At 70.4% G+C, this 19,840-nt stretch carries 17 protein-coding genes, 1 rRNA gene and 1 pseudogene; 2 read left to right on the top strand and 17 right to left on the bottom strand.

Annotation, left to right across the window (positions count from 1 at the left end; genetic code table 11):
* Positions 1 to 28: 28 nt before the first annotated feature.
* From der to steA, 10 genes are all read right to left on the bottom strand, one after another.
* The gene (der, locus tag ABZV91_RS29020; protein ID WP_355248411.1) at positions 29 to 1,456 is read right to left on the bottom strand and encodes a ribosome biogenesis GTPase Der; all 1,428 of its coding nucleotides are present in this window, start codon (positions 1,454 to 1,456) and stop codon (positions 29 to 31) included.
* A complete protein-coding gene (cmk, locus tag ABZV91_RS29015) occupies positions 1,453 to 2,151 on the bottom strand; it encodes a (d)CMP kinase (RefSeq protein ID WP_355248421.1) in 699 nt (232 codons plus the stop codon). The genes der and cmk overlap by 4 nt, the downstream gene beginning before the upstream one ends.
* 65 nt (positions 2,152 to 2,216) lie before the next feature.
* On the bottom strand, positions 2,217 to 3,479 hold the full coding sequence (locus tag ABZV91_RS29010) for a pseudouridine synthase (RefSeq protein ID WP_355248419.1): 1,263 nt from the start codon (positions 3,477 to 3,479) through the stop codon (positions 2,217 to 2,219).
* 36 nt (positions 3,480 to 3,515) lie between these two features.
* Entirely contained in the window at positions 3,516 to 4,172 is a 657-nt protein-coding gene (scpB, locus tag ABZV91_RS29005) for an SMC-Scp complex subunit ScpB (RefSeq protein WP_355248408.1), read from the bottom strand.
* A 37-nt stretch (positions 4,173 to 4,209) separates the two neighbouring features.
* Positions 4,210 to 5,079 (bottom strand): segregation/condensation protein A, encoded by an 870-nt coding sequence (locus tag ABZV91_RS29000; protein ID WP_355248416.1) that lies wholly within the window; start codon positions 5,077 to 5,079, stop codon positions 4,210 to 4,212.
* A gap of 29 nt (positions 5,080 to 5,108) precedes the next feature.
* A complete protein-coding gene (locus tag ABZV91_RS28995; RefSeq protein ID WP_355248414.1) occupies positions 5,109 to 5,984 on the bottom strand; it encodes a ParA family protein in 876 nt (291 codons plus the stop codon).
* Positions 5,985 to 6,245: 261 nt separating this feature from the next.
* Complete coding sequence (gene xerD / locus ABZV91_RS28990) at positions 6,246 to 7,187, bottom strand: site-specific tyrosine recombinase XerD (protein ID WP_355248405.1); 942 nt, start codon at positions 7,185 to 7,187, stop codon at positions 6,246 to 6,248.
* 13 nt (positions 7,188 to 7,200) lie between these two features.
* Positions 7,201 to 7,857: an NUDIX hydrolase gene (locus tag ABZV91_RS28985; RefSeq protein WP_355248402.1), complete on the bottom strand. Its 657-nt coding sequence runs from the start codon at positions 7,855 to 7,857 to the stop codon at positions 7,201 to 7,203.
* The gene (locus tag ABZV91_RS28980; RefSeq protein ID WP_355248399.1) at positions 7,854 to 9,581 is read right to left on the bottom strand and encodes a CTP synthase; all 1,728 of its coding nucleotides are present in this window, start codon (positions 9,579 to 9,581) and stop codon (positions 7,854 to 7,856) included. The genes ABZV91_RS28985 and ABZV91_RS28980 overlap by 4 nt, the downstream gene beginning before the upstream one ends.
* A gap of 255 nt (positions 9,582 to 9,836) precedes the next feature.
* The gene (gene steA / locus ABZV91_RS28975; RefSeq protein WP_355248396.1) at positions 9,837 to 11,054 is read right to left on the bottom strand and encodes a putative cytokinetic ring protein SteA; all 1,218 of its coding nucleotides are present in this window, start codon (positions 11,052 to 11,054) and stop codon (positions 9,837 to 9,839) included.
* A gap of 169 nt (positions 11,055 to 11,223) precedes the next feature.
* Between steA and ABZV91_RS28970 the strand changes: the two genes are divergently transcribed.
* Entirely contained in the window at positions 11,224 to 11,643 is a 420-nt protein-coding gene (locus tag ABZV91_RS28970) for an SRPBCC family protein (RefSeq protein ID WP_030521257.1), read from the top strand.
* Between the two features lie 397 nt (positions 11,644 to 12,040).
* Here ABZV91_RS28970 and recN read toward each other — a convergent pair whose 3' ends face one another.
* The 5 genes from recN to ABZV91_RS28945 are packed head-to-tail and all read right to left on the bottom strand — an operon-like array spanning position 12,041 to position 16,767.
* Positions 12,041 to 13,813 (bottom strand): DNA repair protein RecN, encoded by a 1,773-nt coding sequence (recN, locus tag ABZV91_RS28965; protein WP_355248393.1) that lies wholly within the window; start codon positions 13,811 to 13,813, stop codon positions 12,041 to 12,043.
* The gene (locus ABZV91_RS28960) at positions 13,791 to 14,765 is read right to left on the bottom strand and encodes an NAD kinase (RefSeq protein WP_355248390.1); all 975 of its coding nucleotides are present in this window, start codon (positions 14,763 to 14,765) and stop codon (positions 13,791 to 13,793) included. The genes recN and ABZV91_RS28960 overlap by 23 nt, the downstream gene beginning before the upstream one ends.
* Positions 14,762 to 15,583 carry a TlyA family RNA methyltransferase gene (locus ABZV91_RS28955; RefSeq protein WP_355248387.1) on the bottom strand — a complete coding sequence of 274 codons (822 nt, stop codon included), beginning with the start codon at positions 15,581 to 15,583 and terminating at the stop codon, positions 14,762 to 14,764. Before ABZV91_RS28955 ends, ABZV91_RS28960 begins: the two co-directional genes overlap by 4 nt.
* A 1-nt stretch (position 15,584) precedes the next feature.
* Positions 15,585 to 15,857, bottom strand: a complete 273-nt coding sequence (locus ABZV91_RS28950) for a hypothetical protein (protein WP_355248384.1) — start codon at positions 15,855 to 15,857, stop codon at positions 15,585 to 15,587.
* Positions 15,858 to 15,870: 13 nt separating this feature from the next.
* Positions 15,871 to 16,767, bottom strand: coding sequence for an HAD-IIA family hydrolase (locus ABZV91_RS28945; protein ID WP_355248381.1), 897 nt, complete (start codon positions 16,765 to 16,767; stop codon positions 15,871 to 15,873).
* 719 nt (positions 16,768 to 17,486) lie between these two features.
* Between ABZV91_RS28945 and ABZV91_RS28940 the strand changes: the two genes are divergently transcribed.
* On the top strand, positions 17,487 to 17,975 hold the full coding sequence (locus tag ABZV91_RS28940; protein WP_355248378.1) for a GyrI-like domain-containing protein: 489 nt from the start codon (positions 17,487 to 17,489) through the stop codon (positions 17,973 to 17,975).
* 7 nt (positions 17,976 to 17,982) lie between these two features.
* Here ABZV91_RS28940 and ABZV91_RS28935 read toward each other — a convergent pair.
* Both ABZV91_RS28935 and rrf read right to left on the bottom strand, forming a co-directional pair.
* A pseudogene (locus ABZV91_RS28935) lies at positions 17,983 to 18,729 on the bottom strand (hypothetical protein); the annotation flags it as partial.
* Between the two features lie 945 nt (positions 18,730 to 19,674).
* Positions 19,675 to 19,791: ribosomal RNA gene (gene rrf, locus ABZV91_RS28930) — 5S ribosomal RNA — on the bottom strand.
* Positions 19,792 to 19,840: the final 49 nt, after the last annotated feature.

The following is a 19,840-nucleotide window of genomic DNA, read 5'->3' as shown; positions in this document are numbered from 1 at the left end:
GCCCGCCGCGGCGGGCGAGCACCGGTGTTCACTTCTTGGCGCGCTTCTCCCGCACCCGGACCGAGATCCGCACCGGGGACCCGGCGAACCCGAACTCCTCACGCAGCCGCCGCTCCAGGAACCGGCGATAGCCGGCCTCGAGGAACCCGGTGGTGAACAGGACGAAGGTCGGTGGCCTGGTGGTGGCCTGGGTGGCGAACAGCACCCGGGGCAGTCGCCCGCCGCGCATAGGCGGCGGCGTCGCGGCCACGACCTCCTTCAACCAGTTGTTCAAGCGGCCGGTCGGGATCCGCTTGTCCCAGGACTCCAGCGCGGTCTCCATGGCCGGGACGAGTTTCTGCACCGCCCGGCCCGTTTGCGCGGAGATATTGACCCGCTGCGCCCACGGCACCCGCACCAGGTCACGATCGACCTCGCGCTCGAGCTGCAGACGGCGGTCCTCGTCCACCAGATCCCATTTGTTGAACGCCAGCACCAGGGCCCGCCCGGAGTCGGCGACCAGGCTGATCACCCGCAGATCCTGTTCGGTGATGGGCTGCGCGGCGTCGATCAGCATGATCGCCACCTCGGAGGCCTCCAGCGCCGATTTGGTGCGCAACGAGGCGTAGAACTCGGTACCGCTGGCATTGGCGACCTTGCGCCGCAACCCGGCGGTGTCGACGAAACGCCAGACCTTGCCGCCCAGTTCCACCAGCGAATCCACCGGGTCGACGGTGGTACCGGCGACATCGTGCACCACCGACCGCTCGTCCCCGCTGAGCTTGTTCAGCAGGCTCGACTTACCGACATTCGGCTTCCCGACCAGCGCCACCCGGCGCGGGCCACCGCCGGGGCCGACGAGTTCGCGCGGTGTCTCGGGGAGCACTTCGAGTACATCGTCGAGCAGGTCGCCGGTCCCGCGGCCGTGCGCGGCCGAGACCATGCGCGGCTCCCCGAGACCCAGCGACCACAGCGCGGCCGCGTCGGCCTCCAGGCGCTGGTCGTCGACCTTGTTGGCGACCAGGATGACCGGTGTCTTCGCCCGCCGCAGCACCTTCACCGCGGCCTCGTCGGTGGCGGTCGCGCCGACCACCGCGTCGACCACCAGGACAATCGCGTCCGCGGTGTTCATGGCGAGTTCGGCCTGGCGCGCCACCGACTGCTGCAGTCCCTTGGCGTCCGGTTCCCAGCCGCCGGTGTCCTGTACCCAGAAGCGGCGGCCCGCCCAGTTGGCCTCGTAGGAGACCCGGTCCCGGGTCACTCCGGGCACATCCTCGACCACGGCCTCGCGGCGGCCCAGAATGCGGTTCACCAGCGTCGATTTTCCGACATTCGGGCGGCCGACCACGGCCAGGGTGGGCATCGGCACATGCTCGGCGGCCTCGGCGTCCCCGGCGAGATCGGTGAGCTCCCACTCCGATTCGTCGCTCCACACGCCGTCGCCGGCGAGTACGTCACTCACGGTGTCCCCGCTCATCCGGCGACTCCCCGGCTGTGCGCCGCGGCACGATCCCGCGGCCGGTCCAGCTGGCGGCCGACCTCGCGGTACAGCTCCTCGATGGTCTCGTCCATGGTCAATTCGCTGGTGTCGACCTGTACCGCGTCCTCGGCCCGCCGCAGCGGCGACACCGCGCGCGTGGAGTCGAGGCGATCGCGGCGTTCCACATCCGCGAGCACTCCGGCGTAGTCGTCCCCGCGGCCCTCGGCGATGTTCTGCTGATTACGCCGATGAGCACGCGCCTGCGCGGACGCCGTCAGGTAGATCTTGGCGTCGGCATCGGGCAGCACGGTGGTGCCGATATCGCGGCCCTCGACCACGATCCGGCCCGCGCTCACCGCGATCTCACGCTGCAACGCCACCAGTTGCTCCCGGACCTCCGGCACCGCCGAGACCGCCGAGACCGCCGCGGTGACCTCGGAACCGCGGATCTCGGTCCGCACATCGTCGCCGTCGAGTTCGATCAGTTCCCGCTCGGGATCGGTGCCGATCCGCAATGGCATATCGGTGACCGTCGCGGCCACCGCGGCGGAATCCGCCGGGTCGACACCGGCACGCAACACCCGCAGCGTGGCGACCCGGTACATGGCGCCGGTATCGAGGTAGCGGGCCGAAAGCCGTACCGCCAGCCGCCGCGACACGCTGGACTTGCCGGTCCCCGAAGGACCGTCCATCGCGACGACCAGGGACCGGTCGCGGGCCGTATCCTCGACGACCCCCACCGGAGCTTCCACACCGTTCACAAAGACACCGCCTCGTAGAGTTTGCCGATTTCGTCGCGCCCCAGCACGCGCAGCGTGCCCGGACGCTGGTCGTTCAGGACGACCGGGCCGATATGGGTGCGGACGAGCCTGGTCACCGGATGTCCGACCGCGTCCAGCAGCCGCCGCACGATATGTTTGCGCCCCTCGTGCAACACCACTTTCACCAGGGAACGTCCCTCGTCGACCTCGAGCACCTGGAAACGGTCCACCTTGGCCGGGCCGTCGTCGAGCTCCACGCCCTCACGCAGGATCTTGCCGATCGAACGGTGCACTTCACCCTGCACGGTCGCCAGGTAGGTCTTGGACACCTCGTAGGAAGGGTGCATCAGCCGGTGCGCGAGATCACCATCGTTGGTGAGCAGCAGCAGCCCCTCGGTATCGGCGTCCAACCGGCCGACATGGAACAATCGCTGTCCGGCCGCGACCCGCTCGGCGACGATATCGCCGACACAGGGCCGGCCCAGATCGTCGGACATGGTGGACTGCCAGCCCTTGGGCTTGTTCAGGGCCAGGTGCACGAGTTCCTCGCGCACCACCACCCGAGTCCCGTCCACGCGGACCACGGCATTCTCGGGGTCGATCCGCAGACCCTGCTCACGCACGATGATGCCGTCGACCTCGACGCGGCCCTGCTCGATCATCTCCTCGGCGGCCCGGCGCGAGGCCACTCCGGCCTTGGCCAGCACCTTCTGCAGCCGTTCGCCCTCACCCCAGGGCAGCTTCTCGTGGCCGGGTTCACCCGATTCCACATGCTGACGCCGGGCCGGTTTCGCATTGTTCAGCTGCGGGGCGCCGCTCCCGGAGCGGGGCGTCGCGCTCTTGCGCGCCGTACCGCCGCCCCCGCCCGGCCGGCCGCCGGTCCGCGAGCCGCCGGCACCACTGCGACCCGCCGCGGGCGAGCCGCCACGGCCCGCACCCGCGGCCCCACCGCGGCCCGCACCGGCCGAACCACTCCGGCCCGCCCCCGTGGCCCCTCCGCGGCCGGCACCGGCCCGGCCCGGTGCCGCGAAACCGCCGGCGCGGGCGCCACGGCCTTCCGTCGCGCTCTCCGCCCCCGCGGTCCGCGCGGAACGCGGTACCTGGTTGCTGCGGGCCCCGCGCTCGGTACTGCGCGGTCCCCCGGTCCGGCCGACGCGGGGACTGTCGTCACTTCCTCGGCGGGCGTCCCCGGCACGGGGGGCGCTGCGCCCACGACCGGCCCGAGCGGGCTGGTCACCACTTTTCCTACGATCCGGTATGCCATCTCGGCGAGCGGGTGTCTTCACGTTTTCCTGTCAATCCTCGGCGCCGAGGTTCAGATCCTCCTCGGCGGGTTTTCGCAGCCTGGTGTAGCGGGGGTCCGTCTCCAGACTGTCGTTGATCTCATCGATCAGGTCCACCCCCGGCAACAGGGGCGCCAGTGGCGGCAGATCGCTCAGCGACGCCAATCCGATCCGCTCCAGGAACAGTTCGGTGGTGCCGTACAGCGTGCCGTTGGTTTCCGGGTCGGTGCCCGCCTCGGTGATCAATCCCCTGGCCAGCAGGGTGCGCATCACACCGTCGACGTTGACACCGCGCACCGCGCTGACCCGGGCCCGGGTCACCGGCTGACGGTATGCCACCACCGCCAGCGTCTCCAGAGCCGCCCGGGTCAACTTCGACCGGGCGCCGTCGAGCAACATACGCTCCACATACGGTGCGTACTCGCTGCGAGTATAGAAGCGCCACCCGTCCCCGGCGAAACGTAGATCGATTCCGCTGCGCCGGGCGGCCAGTTCCGCCGACATCTCCCGCAGCGTGCGCTCGACCCGCTGCGGAGTCTCCTCCAGCGCGGCGGCCAGCTGTTCCACCGGCGCGGGAGTGTCCACCACGAGCAGCAGCGCCTCGAGTGCCGCCCGGAATTCGTCGTCGTCCAACGGCTCGGGCGCGATATCGGTCACAGCCTCGGTCATGCTCCGTCCTCCACGTCCGTCTCCGGGCCCGGCTCGCTCATCCGTAGTCCTCTTCTATGGTCACCGGCGCGGCACCACCGCCGTCCACGTCGTCACCTATCCAGCGCACGGCCAGCGGGCCCAGCGGGTCGGGCTGGTCGAACTCGATCGTCTTACCCCGATACAGCTCGAGCAACGCCAGAAACCGCGCCACGATCTGGATCGGCGCCGCGCAATCGGCCACCAGTTCGGCGAACGTGGTCCATACCCCCACGCCCCGGGCGCGCAGCCGTTGCAGCACGAGCGTCGCCTGCTCCGCCACCGATATCGCGTGCGCGTGCAGATGGTCCAGGCCCACGGTCGGCACCGGCCGCGGCCGGAACGCCGCCGCGGCGATCTCGGCGAAACCGGCCGCGTCCACACCGAGGGTGACCTCCGGCAGCAGACTCGCGAACCGCTCCTCCAGACCGACACTGCGCGGGTACCGGCGCAGCGCGGCCGCCTCCAGTTCCCCGAGCAACTCGGCGACCTGCTTGAACGCCCGGTACTGCAGCAGCCGGGCGAACAGCAGATCCCGGGCCTCGAGCAACTCCAGATCGTCGGGGTCGGTCACCTCCCCCGACGGCAGCAGCCGGGCCGCCTTCAGATCCAGCAAGGTCGCCGCCACCACCAGGAACTCGGTGGTCTGATCCAGGATCTTGTCCGTACGCAGCGAATTCCCCGGCTGGTTCAACCCGGCGGTCAATGCCTTGGTGTAGGCGATGAACTCGTCGGTGACCTTGTGCAACGCCACCTCGGTCACATCGAGACGGCGTTGCGAGATCAGCTGGAGCAGCAGGTCGAACGGGCCCTCGAAATTGCTCAGCCGCAGATGGAAACCGGACTTCTCCGCGGCCGCCGCATCCGCGGGCGCGGCGGGTGCGCTGATTGTCGACGAGGCCGGCCGGGACGGCCCGCTCACCGCCCGGACCGGTGGATGACTTCCCGTGCCATCGCCCGATAGGCCTCGGCGCCACTGGATTTCGGCGCCCACGTGGTGATCGGTTCCCCGGCGACGCTGGCATCCGGGAACCGGACCGTCCGGGCGATCGCCGTGTCGTAGACCAGTTCGCCGAACACCTCCACCACGCGCGCCATCACCTGGCGCGAATGCAGCAACCGGGCATCGAACATGGTCACCACGATGCCGTACAGGCTCAACCGCGGGTTCAGCCGGTCCCGGACCTTCTCCACGGTGTCGTTGAGCAGGGCCAGCCCACGCAACGAGAAGTACTCGCACTCCATCGGGATGATCACCCCGTCGGAGCAGGCGAGCGCGTTCACGGTGAGCAGACCGAGCGACGGCTGGCAATCGATGAGGATGTAGTCGTAGCGGTCGCGGATCGGTTCCAGCGCACGACCCAGCGACTGCTCGCGGCCGACCTCGTTCACCAACTGGATCTCGGCCGCCGACAGGTCGATATTGCTGGGCAGCAGATCCAGATTCTCGACCTTGGTCTGCATGAGCACGTCATCAGCGCTCACCGGCGCCCCGATGAGCAGGTTGTGCACGGTCAGGTCCAGATCGTGGTGCGCCACGCCCAGCCCCGCCGACAGCGCGCCCTGCGGATCGAGGTCCACCAGCAGCACCCGGCGGCCGTATTCGGCCAGCGCCGCCCCCAGGTTGATGGTCGAGGTGGTCTTACCCACCCCGCCCTTCTGATTGCACATCGCCACGATGAGCGCGTTGCCCTCGTGCGACGGCGCGGGCGGATCGGGGACCGCACGCAGGGGCCGACCCGTCGGCCCGAGCGCAGCGTCGGCAGGAACGGGTTCGGGGCCCGCGCCCCACACCGACGCGGCGCGATCGTCGCTCTCGGCGCCCTTGGGCGAGTCCGCCGATCCGGCTGTCGTCACGATCCGCTGCTCCTTATACGTTCCTACCCGTCCGTCACCTCGTAGAGCGTAACGAGGCCGATCAAGGCACGGTCTCGCTTTCGCCACGGTCCGGCTAGTCCTAGACGCTACCGGTTGACCCCGCTCGAGCGCCGCGTGTATGCACGGCGTGTTGGTGTCGATGGCGTCACCTGCGGCGACGCGCCGGAACGCATCCACTCAACGGGCCCGCGGGTGGGCTGTCGCCCAGACCTCGCGCAGCGTTCCCACCGTGACGAGGGTGTAGATCTGGGTGGTGGTCACCGACGCGTGACCGAGTAGTTCCTGCACGACCCGCACATCGGCGCCGCCGTCGAGCAGATGGGTGGCGAACGAATGCCGCAGGGTGTGCGGCGATACCGTGGCGGTGATCCCGGCGTGTTCGGCGGCGCGCTGGAGTACCTGCCAGGCACTCTGGCGGGACAACCGGCCGCCGCGCACGTTCAGCAGCAGCGCGGCTGCCGCACCGGGTGTATGCCGGCGGGCGCGCGCCGCGAGGACGGGCCGGCCACGCACCAGGTAGGCGTCCACCGCGGCCACCGCGGGACGGCCGAGGGGGACGATCCGCTGTTTACCGCCCTTACCGCGAAGGACGACCGCCCGGTCGTCGAGGTCCAGATCGTCGATATCGAGTCCGACGGTCTCGGAGATCCGGGCGCCGGTCGAGTACAGCAGTTCCAGCATCGCCCGGTCGCGCAGTCCGCGCGCCGCGGCGTCGCCTCCGGTCCCGGCGCCGGCGTCGGCCGCGTCCAGCAACCGCAGCACCTGATCGACCGGTAGCGCTTTGGGCAGCCGCTGACCCACCATGGGTGGTTTGACGGCGTGCGCGACATCGGCGCTGGTCAGTCCTTCGGCGGCGGCGAACCGGTGCAGCCCCCGCACCGCGATCAGTGCCCGCGCCACCGAACCCGGCGCCAGCGGAGGATGTTCCCCCTCGCCGGCCCGCAACGCGACCGCGAACTCGGTGATATCGCCCTCCGTGACGGACGCGAGGTCGGTGCGGCCGCGTTCGCTCAAGAACTGCCGGTAGCGGGACAGGTCCCGGCGGTAGGCGGAGAGGGTGCTGCGCGCGGCACCCCGCTCCACGGCCAGATGGTCCAGGAAGATATCGACCTCCCGCACCGCCTGCCCCCGATCAGTCCGAGTCCCGCTGCGCGGCCTGGCGGCGCAGCAGTGCGTCCGGCTGGCCCGGCCACGGCGCGTCGGCGGGCCGCAGCGGCAGGCCGGCGGCGTCGGCAGCGCTCAATGCCAGCAGACCGGCGACGGCGGTGGCGTTCACGATCGTCCCGGCCAGCGCCGCGCGGACCGCCTCGGCGACCGGCATCCGCACCAGCTCCAGGTCGGCTTCCTCGTGCTCCGGGTCCGGTCGCTCGGTATCGCTGAGCCCGCGCGCCAGATACACTCGCAGCGCCTCGTCGGTGAACCCCGGCGACAGGGCGACATCCACCAGCACCGACCAGTCCCGGGCAGCCAGCCCGGTTTCCTCGGCGAGCTCCCGGCGGGCGGCCGCCAGTGGATCCTCGCCCTGGATATCGATCAGGCCGGCCGGGAGTTCGAGCAGCCGCTCGCCGAGGGGATGACGGTACTGGCGGATCAACACCACCCGGCCGTCGTCGTCGACCGCGACCACGGCGACCGCACCGTGGTGTTCGACCACCTCACGTTCCACCACCCGCCCGTCCGGCATCTCCACCCGGTCCACCCGCAGCGCCAGGATCGCGCCCGAGTACACGACCCGGCTGTCGACCGTCGCGAAGGCGTGACTGCCGGGCGCCGGATTCGCGGGGGTCACGAGACCCGCTCGGAGGTACCGGCCAGTTCTTCCTCACCGGGGATGTCGACCGGCAGCCGTTCGGCCAGTTTGTACCGCAGCGCGGCGGCGATCAGTTCGGCGAACAGCGGATGCGGCCGGGTCGGCCGACTCTTCAGCTCCGGATGGGCCTGGGTACCGACGAAGAAGGGATGGATATCGGCGGGCAGTTCGACGAACTCCACCAGATGCCCGTCCGGGGAGGTGCCGCTGAACCGCAGGCCGCTGGCGGCGATCTTGTCGCGGTAGGCGTTGTTCACCTCGTAGCGGTGCCGGTGCCGTTCGGAGACCTCGGTGGCGTGGTAGGCGCGGGCCACCACCGACCCCTTCTCCAGTACTGCCGGATAGGCGCCGAGTCGCATGGTGCCGCCCAGGTCCGCCTCGCCGGCCACGGCTTGTTCCTGGTCGGCCATGGTGGAGATGACCGGGTGCTCGGTCTCGGGTTCGAACTCGGCGGAGTTGGCGTCGGTCAGGCCCACCGACCGCGCGGCCTCGATCACCATGCATTGCAGGCCCAGGCACAGCCCGAGCAGCGGCAGACCCCGGGTCCGGGCGTGGTGGATGGCGCCGACCTTGCCCTCGATGCCCCGGATCCCGAATCCGCCGGGGATGAGGACCGCGTCCACATCACGCAGGGCGGCCTGCGCGCCGGCCGGGGTTTCGCAATCATCGGACTGCACCCAGCGCAGTTTCACCTTGGCCCGGTGCGCGAAACCGCCGGCCCGCAGCGCCTCGGTGACCGACAGATACGCATCGGGCAGATCCACGTACTTACCGACCAGCGCGACCTCCACCGTCTCCCGCGGCGCGTGCACGCGGTCGAGGAGATCGCCCCAGATCGTCCAGTCCACGTCCCGGAACGGCAGCCCGAGCTTGCGCACGACGTAGGCGTCGAGGGCCTCCCGGTGCAGCACTTTGGGGATGTCGTAGATCGACGGCGCGTCGGGGGTGGAGATACAGGCGTCGACGTCCACGTCGCACATCAGCGCGATCTTGTTCTTCAGGCCGGCCGGTACCTCGCGGTCGCAGCGCAGGATCAGCGCGTCGGGCTGGATACCGATACTGCGCAGGGCGGCCACCGAGTGCTGGGTGGGTTTGGTCTTGAGCTCGCCCGAGGGTGCCAGGTACGGGACCAGCGAGACGTGCAGGAAGAAGACATTGTCGCGGCCGACATCGTGGCGGATCTGCCGGGCCGCCTCGAGGAACGGCTGCGATTCGATATCGCCCACCGTGCCGCCAATCTCGGTGATCACCACATCCGGTTCCTGCCCCTGCAGGTCCGGCTCGCGCATGGCCAGGATGCGCGCCTTGATCTCGTCGGTGATGTGCGGGATGACCTGCACGGTATCGCCCAGATACTCGCCCCGCCGTTCCTTGGCGATCACCGACGAGTACACCTGCCCGGTGGTGACGTTGGCGTCCCGGGAGAGGTCCCGGTCGAGGAAACGTTCGTAGTGCCCCACATCGAGGTCGGTCTCGGCCCCGTCCTCGGTCACGAACACCTCACCGTGCTGGAACGGATTCATGGTGCCGGGATCGACGTTCAGATAGGGGTCGAGTTTCTGCATGGTGACCCGTAGCCCCCGCGCGGTCAGCAACTGACCGAGGCTGGAGGCGGTGAGACCCTTACCGAGTGAGGAGGCCACGCCACCGCTGACGAAAATATGCTTGGTGGCTGCCCGCGCCTGAATCCGTGTATGACCCACGGGTCTTCACGGTAACACGAAACCCGGGCGACGATCGACCGCCACTCCCGGTTAACCACCCGATCGCCGCACCCGCCCGGCGCCGCACGCGCGGGACGGGGCGAAAATCTGCCACCTCCGCCCCGGGCGCACCACCGGCCACTTCTCTCACAGTTCCGCGCGCCGGCGCCGCGGGAACGCCGGTTCCGCGCAATGCTGTGTGATTGCGCGCAACGGCCCGCGTACCGCGGTACAGGGAGACGCAGACCGCGGCACTCAGCTCGCCCCGGGCCGGCCGATCGTCTCCCGAACCCACAGATCCGCACGATGCAGCAGATCCTGCACCGGCGCGAGGACCTCGCTCCCCTGGCCGGCGGCCAGCACCGCCACGATCAATACGACGAGCGCCGCCAGCACCAGCAGCGCCATGAGCGTTCCGGACACCCGGCTCCGGTAGAGCGTGGCCACCGCGGTGGCGTCCATGATGGCGCCCCCGACCTTCAGGCGGGTCAGGAAGGTCGCGGGATTGCTGTCCCGGCGGCACCGGTCGAAGAATTCCTCCAGAGACGCGGGCGCGCCCGCGGTGACGATGAGCGCGGCACCGTGGTGATGCGCGAGCAGCAGCGCCAGGTCCGCCGGTGTCCCGGAGCACGGGAAGGTGATCGCGCCGATCCCCAGCTCCTTGACCCGGTCCAGCCCCTCGGCGTAACCGTCCAGTTCCGCCGGCACGATCAGCTCGGCGCCGCCGGTGAGGATCTTGGCGGGCACCTGCTCAGGGTTGGCGACGATCAGATCCAGCCGGTAGCCCGCGCGCCGGACGGCCTCCGCCCCCTGCTCCACCCCGATCATGATCGGGCCGTACTCCTTGATGAAGGGTTTGAGCTTTGTGAGATCCTCGGCATGGCCGGCCCCGTCACCGACCACCACCACCGGCCGGCCGTTCAGGTCCAGATCCGGATCGGGCACCCCGATGCCGTCCATGAGCAGCGACGATTCGGTCCGGATGAAATCGAGGGTGCCGGTGGCGAAGGCTTCGAGATGGCCGGTGAGACCGTTGCGCGCTTCCGACAGCCGGTCGGCCACCGCGGTTTCGTCGAGTTCGAGGCATTCCACCAGCACCTCGGGTTCCCGGCGGGTGAGGCGGTCGGCGTAGACGACCCCGTTCTCGATCCGCACCTTGGCGCCGTCCTTGATCCGGCCGAAGGCGTCGGAGGTGACCGCGTCCAGCAGCAGCACGCCACCGGCCACCAGGAGTTCGGGTCCCGGATTGGGATAGCGACCGGAGATCGACGGCGAGGTGTTCACCACCGCCGCCACCCCCGCCGCGAGCAGCCGGTCGGCGGTGACCTGGTCCAGGTCCATTTCGTCGAGGACCGCGATATCGCCGGGTTCCACTCGACCGAGCAGCCGCCGGGTATCGCGGTCGACCCGGGCGATACCGGTCCGGCCGGGCAGCGTCTCGGAATTCTTCGACAGCAGCGCCAGCATCCTCATGCAGCGATGATCGTCGCAAACCCTCAACCATTGGTGGAGACACGCCGCGAGGTGATACCCGACGGCTATCAGACGGTTACCGGACGCACCGAGCGGGGTCGCCGTGGCACGAAAATCCGCTGCCCCGCGCCGTAAGCTGCCCGGGACAGCTACACGAAGAGGAGTCTCCATGGCCAGCACCACCGTCGATACCGTGATCGCCGCCCCGCGCGCGACCGTGTACCGGCTGTTCGCCGACCGCGAGAGCATCGATCCGTTCCTCGCGGTGAACGTCACGCTCGTCACACCGGGCACCACCGAACGCGAAGGCGTCGGCGCCCGGCACAAGATCGGTATCGGTCCGGTCGGAGTGGTCGAGGAGATCACCGCGCTGGTCCCGAACGAGCGGATGGAATACAAGATCGTCAAAGGCGCGCCGGTGAAGAGCCACACCGGCGTCATCACCTTCGCCGACGCCGACAACGGCACCCGGGTCACCTACACGATGACCTCCGACCCCTCGCTCCCCGTTCCGGCCAAAGTGCTCGAAATCGGCCTCAAAGGCCTGATCAACCAGTTCATCTCCGCCGCGCGCAAAGCCGTGGACTGACCTTCCGGTATCAGCCGGAGCCGCCCGCCGGGGCTACTGCCCGGGCCGGGTACCGGTCGGCTCCCGCCTGCGGACCGGCACCCGATACGCGTCGCGGCGACGGGTTCGTCACCGCCCTCGGACGAACTCCGCAGGCGGCACTCGTAGCGCGCCGTGCGCCGCCTGGCGGCTTCCGGTCGCTTCGGCCCGCACCGTCATTGTCGTCGGCGTAGGCGCCGCCACCGCACGCCGCGATGGCCGAGCGTCCGCGTACGAGGACTCGGCCGCGGCCCGGCTCAGCGCGACCCGAACCGCGCCCGGTGAGCAGGGTCTCCCGCCCGGCGAGCCGGGTGGTGCCCACGACTCCCGCCCAGCGGCGCCGAGCACGGCAGGGCACACGTACCGGACCGGCCACCGGTCAGTACGCTGCCATCCGCTCGGCACGGGCGGTGTTCAGCAGCTCCCAGGCGTGCGCGCGACCGGTCTCGGTATCGTCGAGCCCGGCCAGCATGCGGGCCAGCTCCACGATCCGCTCGTCCTGGGTCAGCGCCCGGACCCCGGAATTCACGGCACCCTCGCCGTCATCGGATTTGTTGACCACCAGGTGGGTATCGGCGAATGCCGCCACCTGCGCCAGATGCGTCACCACGATGACCTGGTGGGTGCGGGCCAGCCGGGCCAGCCGCCGCCCGATCTCCACCGCCGCCCGGCCGCCGACACCCGCGTCCACCTCGTCGAAGACCATGGTCGCCCCGTGCTCGGCACCGGCCAGCACCACTTCCAGGGCCAGCATCACCCGCGACAGTTCACCGCCGGACGCGCTCTTGCTCAACGGCAGCGACTGCGCACCGGAATGCGCGGCCAGCCGGAACTCCACCTCGTCCACCCCAGCCGGACCCGCGTGCAGTTCGACACCGTCGATCAGCAGCGGCGCGGAGTCCTGGGCCCCGGCCGGCAGCGGCCGCACCTCGACCTCCAGCCGCGCCTTGCCCATGGCGAGTCCGCTCAACTCCTCGGTCACCGCCGCCGCCAGATCACCCGCCGCCGCGGTCCGCGCCTGCGACAGTTTCACCGCCGCGGCACGCACCCGCTCCGCACCCGCCTCCACCTCGGCGGTGAGTGCCGCGAGCGTTTCCTCCGAGACATCCAGCGAATCCAGCCGGGTCCGTGCCTCGTCCGCCCACGCGATCACCCCGTCGATATCGGGTGCGTATTTACGGGTCAGCGACTTCAATTCGGCCTGCCGCGACAGCATCGATTCCAGCGCCCCGGGATCCGACGGCAGATCCGACAGGTAACCGCTCAGCTCGGTGGTCAGATCCACCACCACCGCGATCGCCTCCGCCAGCCGCGGCGACAGCGCGGCCAACGCCGGGTCCTCGGCGCCCTCCACCCGGGAGCGGGCCACACCGAGCGCGTCCAGCGCTCCGACCCCCTCGCCGGGATTGTCGGCCGGGCCGGCGAGCGCCTCGTGCGCGGTCGCCGCCGCCTCCCGCAACGAATCCAGATCACTGAGCCGCCGGATCTCCGCGACCAGGCGCTCGTCCTCCCCCGGCTCCGGCGCGACGGCGTCGATTTCGGCCAGCGATTGCGTCAGCCGTTCCGCCTCGGCCGCCATCTCCCGGCCCCGCGCGGTACGTTCCAGCAGGGAGTTCCGGGCATCCAGCCAGGTACGACGGCATTCGACGTAGTCCCGCAGCAGCGGCCCCACCGTCGCGTCGGCGAACTGGTCCAGCGCGTGCAGCTGCTGTTCGGGCCGCTGTAATCGCAACTGGTCGTTCTGGCCGTGCACGGTGAGCATCGGCGCGGTGAAATCGGCCAGCACCGAGGCCGGTACGCCACGACCGCCCAGATGCGCCCGGGACCGCCCGTCACTACCGACCGTCCGGATCGCGATCACCGTGCCGTCGTCGTCGGCGACGGCGGCGGCCGATTCCAGCACCGCTTCCGCTTCGGCGCGCGCGGACTCGTTCACCTCGTCGAGCGTGAACCGGCCCTCCACCACCGCGCGACTCGCGCCCAGCCGGACCCGCCCGGCGTCGGCGCGCGCGCCGCTCAGCAGGTGCAGACTGGTGACCACCATCGTCTTGCCCGCTCCGGTCTCGCCGGTGAGCACAGTCAGCCCTTCGTGGAATTGCGCGGTGGCCGTCGAGATGACGCCCAGTCCGTCAATTCTTATCTCTGTCAGCACGTGTGCCCTCCGTTCGCCGCCGGCCCCGCCAACCCGTGACCGGCAGCTCGAACTTGCGCACCATCCGGTCCGCGAACGGCGCGGAATCCAACCGCACCCACCGCACCGGCTCGGCACCCCGGACCGCTTCGACCCGGCCGCCCCGCGGCAATGCGAGGGTGCGCCTGCCATCCAGGAAAACTATCGCATCGTGGCCGGTGGCAACGGATTCGACCGCGATCCGCGAATCCGGGCTGGTGACCAGGGGGCGGGCGAACAATGCGTGCGCGTTGCTCGGGATCACCAGGAGCGCTTCCAGTTCCGGCCACACCACCGGCCCGCCCGCGGAGAAAGCATACGCCGTCGAACCGGTAGGGGTGGCGACAAGAATTCCGTCGCAGCCGTAGGACGAGACCGGCCGCCCGTCGACTTCGAGCACCACTTCGAGAACACCCATCCGGGCCGCGTTCTCGATACTGGCCTCGTTCAACGCCCAGCCCTGTTCGATGATCTCGTCGTCGAGCCGGACGTTCACGTCCAGGGTCATCCGCTCCTCGACCCGGTAGTCGCGCCGGACGACCTGTGCGAGTGCCTCGTCCAGGTTCTCCGCCTCGGCCTCGGTGAGAAAGCCGATCCGCCCCAGGTTGATACCCAGCACCGGGACCGTCACGTGCCGGGCCAGTTCCGCGGCGCGCAGCAGGGTGCCGTCGCCGCCGAGCGCCAGCACCATCTCACAGCCCAGCGCCGCGTCCGGCTCGTGGGCGACCACCTGCACCGGATATCCGCAGGGATCGGCGACCGGCTCGGTCTCGGCGTCGAACCGGGTGCTGTAGGCCTCGTCGGCCAATACCCGCAAACCGATTCCGGCCTCCGCGCAGATCTTCGCTACCCGATGCGCTGTTTCGCTGATCTCGGCCCGTCCGGGATGGGAGACCAACAGGATCTCTCGCGGACGGGACGCCTCCGTGTTCACTGTGGCCCCTCCTCGACTGCCCGCCGCACCAGTTCCCCCACCTCGTCGGCGGTGTAGCCCGCCGACTCGTCCCGGCGCAGCCACAGGAAGTATTCGACATTGCCGGACGGACCGGGCAACGGGCTGGCCACCACGCCGCGGGTGTGCAACCCCAGATCCGCGGCAGCGGCGGCGACCGAACGCACCGCCTCGGCCCGCAGCAGCGGATCCCGCACCACCCCGCCGGATCCCACGCGGTCCTTACCGACCTCGAACTGCGGTTTCACCATCGGCAGCAGATCTGCCCCCGGCCCCACGCAATCCGCCAGAGCGGGGAGTACCAGCGTCAACGCGATGAACGAGAGATCGGCGACCACCAGCTCCACCGGACCACCGATATCGTCGGCGGCCAGGCTCCGCACATTGGTCCGGTCGTGCACCCGCACCCGGTCGTCGGTACGCAACCGCCACACCAGCTGGCCGTAGCCCACATCCACCGCGACCACTTCGCGTGCGTCCCGGCTGAGCAGCACATCGGTGAAACCACCGGTCGACGCTCCGGCGTCGAGACAGCGCCGGCCCGCGACCGACAGCCCTTGCGGTTCGAACGCCTCCAGCGCGCCCAGCAGTTTGTGCGCCCCGCGCGAGGCCCAGGCCACTTCGTCCACCTGTTCCTTGACCACCAGTGGAGTACCGGTCTCCACCGCGGTCGCCGGCTTCACCGCGACGGTGCCGTTGATCAGCACTCGCCCGGCGCCGATCAATTCCACCGCGTGCTCCCGTGACCGCGCCAGACCACGGCGGACCAGTTCCGCGTCCACCCGCGCCCGCCTGGCCACCTCAGATCTTGTCCACCGTGGCCAGCGCCCGCACCAGCACCTCGTGTGCCTGGTCCAGGATGTGCGCACGGCGGGCCAGATCGGCACCGACGGAATCGTCCCCTGTGTTCGGTACGGGTCCGAGTTCGGCGAGCAGGTCGCGGACTTCGGCGCGGATCCGATCCGGGTCGGCGGGTTCACCGTGCCCGGCGGCCCCGGGCAGATGCCGACCGGGCAGCGGCACCCCAGAGCGGGTGGTGCCGGGAGTGTGCGGGCGGGGATTCGGGGTAGTCATCGTGGGCTCAACGCTATCGGATTTCCGAACGGGGCGCGCGCACCGTCAGCGCCCGGCCCGGGTGCTCCCGCAGTCGCGCGCGCACATCCGCCGGGGCGACGAGGCCCGGCACCGGCGGATGTCCCAGGGCATCCAGACCGTCGGCGACGTAGGTGGGCAGTCGCTCCTCCGGCAGACCGGCGAGTTCGCCGGCAGTACTCACCCCGGTCAGTACGAGCAGTGCGTCCAGGGCCACGTTCTGGGCGCCGGAGATATCGGTGTCGAGCCGGTCGCCCACGACCAGCGCCGCGCGCGTTTCCGCCCGGATCAACGCGTCTTCGAGCAGTGGCGGAAACGGCTTGCCGGCCACCACGGGTTCCAGATCGGTGGCGGTCCGCAGCGCCGCGACCATCGCGCCGTTACCCGGCGCGAGTCCGCGCTCGTTCGGCAGGGTGCGATCGGTGTTCGCCGCCACCCATACCGCCCCGGCTCGCAGCGCGTAGGCCGCCTCCGCCAGGTCCGGCCAGGCCGTCTGCGGCGAATGTCCCTGGACGACCGCGGCCACCGTCTCCGCCGCCCGGCGCACCGGTTGCAGACCGGCCGTCTTGACCTCCGCGGCAAGATCCTCGGAACCGACGACCAGCACCTCCGATCCGGGCGCCAGCCGCTCGGCCAGCAGCCGGCACGCCGCCTGCGCGCTGGTCACCACATCCGCCTCCGTCGCCGGATACCCCAGCTCGGCCAGATGAGTTGCCACGCTCGCGGCCGCCCGGCTCGCATTGTTGGTGACGTACACCAGCCGCTGCGTCCCACCGGCCAGCGCCGCCGGCGCCCCGTCGATCACCTCGGCGCCCCGGTAGAGAGTCCCGTCCAGATCCAGCAGCAGCGCCTCGTACCTGTCCCGCAACCGCGTCTCACTCGCTTCCCGCACACCCGGACCCTACGTCCTGCCCCCGGCGCCCCGGACACCCAGCCGCCTCCCACCGCCCGCACGGTCGGCTGCACAGCCACGCCGGTCGACGGACACTCGATGTCCTGAACCGCCATCGCGGCCGGTCTGCGCATCCACACCGATCGACGCGCACCCGACGCCCCGAACCGCCATCGCGGCCGGTCTGCGCATCCACACCGATCGACGCGCACCCGACGCCCCGAACCGCCATCGCGGCCGACATGGCGATCACCTCGAAGGTGCGGGCCCGTCAACTGCCCCCTTCCGCGCCCACTCGCTCCGGAACCGAGCGGCCGAAACCACTTCGACGCCGCCCCGACCCGCTGTAGGCCCGAATACCGCTCACCATCACTGCCGCACCCATGTCTCCGGCTCGCACGGCGCGTTCTCCGTCATTCGCGTAGGCCAGTTGCCGGCTGCCGAAGATCGCGAGTTGCTCGGGAGGCCGGCCACAAACTCCAGCTGTCCGATATCGGGTGGGGTGAGCGTGACGAGTGAGAAGTCGGGGGTGCTGTGGGCGTCTGGGCATCGATACCGGCCGTGTCACCTCCGTACCCCTACTGCATACGCCCCGCCCGTCGCCTCCGGCCGCGCCGAACACGGTGCGCGGAGCCGATGAATTCCCCTGCCGTGATCCGTCGGAACCGAAGAGCGGCCGATCCGCAGCGGCCGATCGACCGATGTCCCGAAGGAGAACTGTGACCGCCGACCCGACCGACCGCGCCACCGAACCCGAACTACTCGATATCGCCGAAACGCGCACCGCCGTAGTACGCGGCCGGGTGGCGCCGGCACAGACGATCTCGTTCTTCGACACCTCGTTCGGCATCCTGCCGTCTGCCCTCGCCGCGCAGGAGGCCGTTGTCACCGGCCCGGCTCTGTCCCGGTGGGGAACCATGTCCGACGAAGCCACGGAGCTGGAGGTGGGCTTCCCCGTCGACCGGCTGATCAGCCCCGACGGGGACGTCGTCCCCGGCGCGCTTCCGGCGGGCCGGATCGCCCGTGTGGTGCACAACGGCTCCTTCGACGCACTGGGCGTCACCTGGGACCGGCTGCACGGTTGGATCATCGAACAGGGCCTGGTTCCGGGAGCCGACCGCTGGGAGGTCTACCTCACCGAACCGAACCCGCGGATGGACCCGGCCGATCTGCGAACCGAGCTCAACTGGTCGATCGACCGGCCCTGACGGCCGGTCAGGCCTCGCCGCTCAGCTCGGCCGCCCGCTCCTCGGCGTCGGTTTCGCCGTCGAGGTCCGCGGCGGCCGCGTTGAAGAACCAGGTCTGTCCCTCATCGGTCCGTCCGGCCGCGACCAGTGCGTCGGCGTAGGCGTAGAACAGCCGCGCGGGACCCGAACCGGTGCGTGACGGGTCGAGGTCGGAGGTCTGCAGGGTCACCACCGCCTGGTCGTATTGGCCGAGGTCCATTCGCGCGCCCGCGACCACGATCCGCAGTTCGATGGCCTCGTCACCGGTCAGCGCACGGCCTTCGTCGCTGCGGCCGATCTCGATCGCGCGTTCGGGCCGGCCCAGGCCACGCTCGCAGTCCGCCATCACGGCGAGCAGACCGGACCCGCCCGCCATCCGCCGCGCCGCGCGCAGCTCGGACAGGGCTTCGGCCCATTCCCCGGCGTGATAGGCGACGACGCCGGCGGTCTCCCGCACGACGGCGATCCGTCCCGCCCGCTGCCGCGCGGCCCGCGCATGGGCCAGCGCGAGCTGTGGATCGTCGTCGAGAACCTGCACGGCCATCGCCAGGTGCCGGGCGACGGTTTCCGCATTGCCCTTGTCCAGGCTCAGCAGATCCCGACGGATCGAGGAATCGAGATCACCGGCCTGGACCTCGTCGGGCAGATCGGGCTCGTCCGGCCGCGGCGGCCGCCGATCGGCCCCACGGCCGCCGCCCTCACCGCCGCGACGCCGGGGTCCGCCTGCCTCACCGCCGCGGGAGAAAGCCGAACCGCCGCTCCCGGCCGGCCCCCCACGCTCCCGGCGCGGCCCGTCGCTCTCGCGGTCGGGCCGGTCGGACGCGCCACGGCCACCGAAACGACGGTCGTCGGTCCCACCGCCGCCACCGAACCGGCGCTCATCGGTGCCACGGGAAGACCGCTCGGCAGGCCGTGTACCGAACCGGCGATCGTCCGCACCGCCCCGGCTGTCCGTACGTCCGGCACCACGATTGTCCCGGCCCCGATCGGAATCACCGAACGAGGACCGCCCCTGCGACCGGAACTCCCCGCGCTCACGCGTTCCGTGCTCTCGCTTGTCACCATCCGGACGCGACTGCTGCCGGGGACCGCCTGAACGGTTGTCATCCCGGTTCGAACGCGCGCCTTCGGCCCGGAATCCCGGACGGTCCCCGGCCCGGTCGGCACCACGCTCGCGCTGCCCCGGCGCTCCGGTCCGCTCCTCCCGGCCACCGCGATCGGCCCGCTGCGGGCCCCGCGACCGGTCGCCACCGAATCCGGTATTGCCACCGGACCCCGTGCGCCCGCGTCCCGCGCCCCTGTCACCCGGCTCGGCGCCGCGGCGGGCATCGCCCCGCGTGTCGTCGTCGCGACGGAAGCCGCCGCGCCCGCCCGAACGGCCGGCATCATTCGTCGCACCGGAATCCCCACCCGACCGCCTACCATCGCCGGCTCCCTCGCCACGCCGGAAGCCGGCGTCGGGTCCGGAAGAATTGCGCCGGAACGGCTTCCGGCCATTGTTCTGTTCCGGCACGGCGGGTCCCTCTCTCGGTTACCAGACTGGATCACTGGAGTACGACGGCAATACGGTCGAACCGCCGCCAATGGTGGATTGTGCTCACACCAAGTTTACGGGCCATATCACCGTAGACAGAAATGCAGGTAGGGGACCCACGAATGGGTCCCCTACCTTGAAAGTATGTTCCGGCGGTGTCCTACTCTCCCACACCCTGTCGAGTGCAGTACCATCGGCGCTGGCAGGCTTAGCTTCCGGGTTCGGAATGGGACCGGGCGTTTCCCTGCCGCTATAACCGCCGTAACTCTATGAAACTATCCACAGAGAGCCACCCACCAACCCCAGGGATCTT

It is taken from the genome of Nocardia sp. NPDC004568, from assembly GCF_040609955.1.
Lineage (GTDB): Bacteria > Actinomycetota > Actinomycetes > Mycobacteriales > Mycobacteriaceae > Nocardia.
Note: the sequence above shows the minus strand (reverse complement) of the source record. Positions and strands in the feature narration are given on the sequence as shown.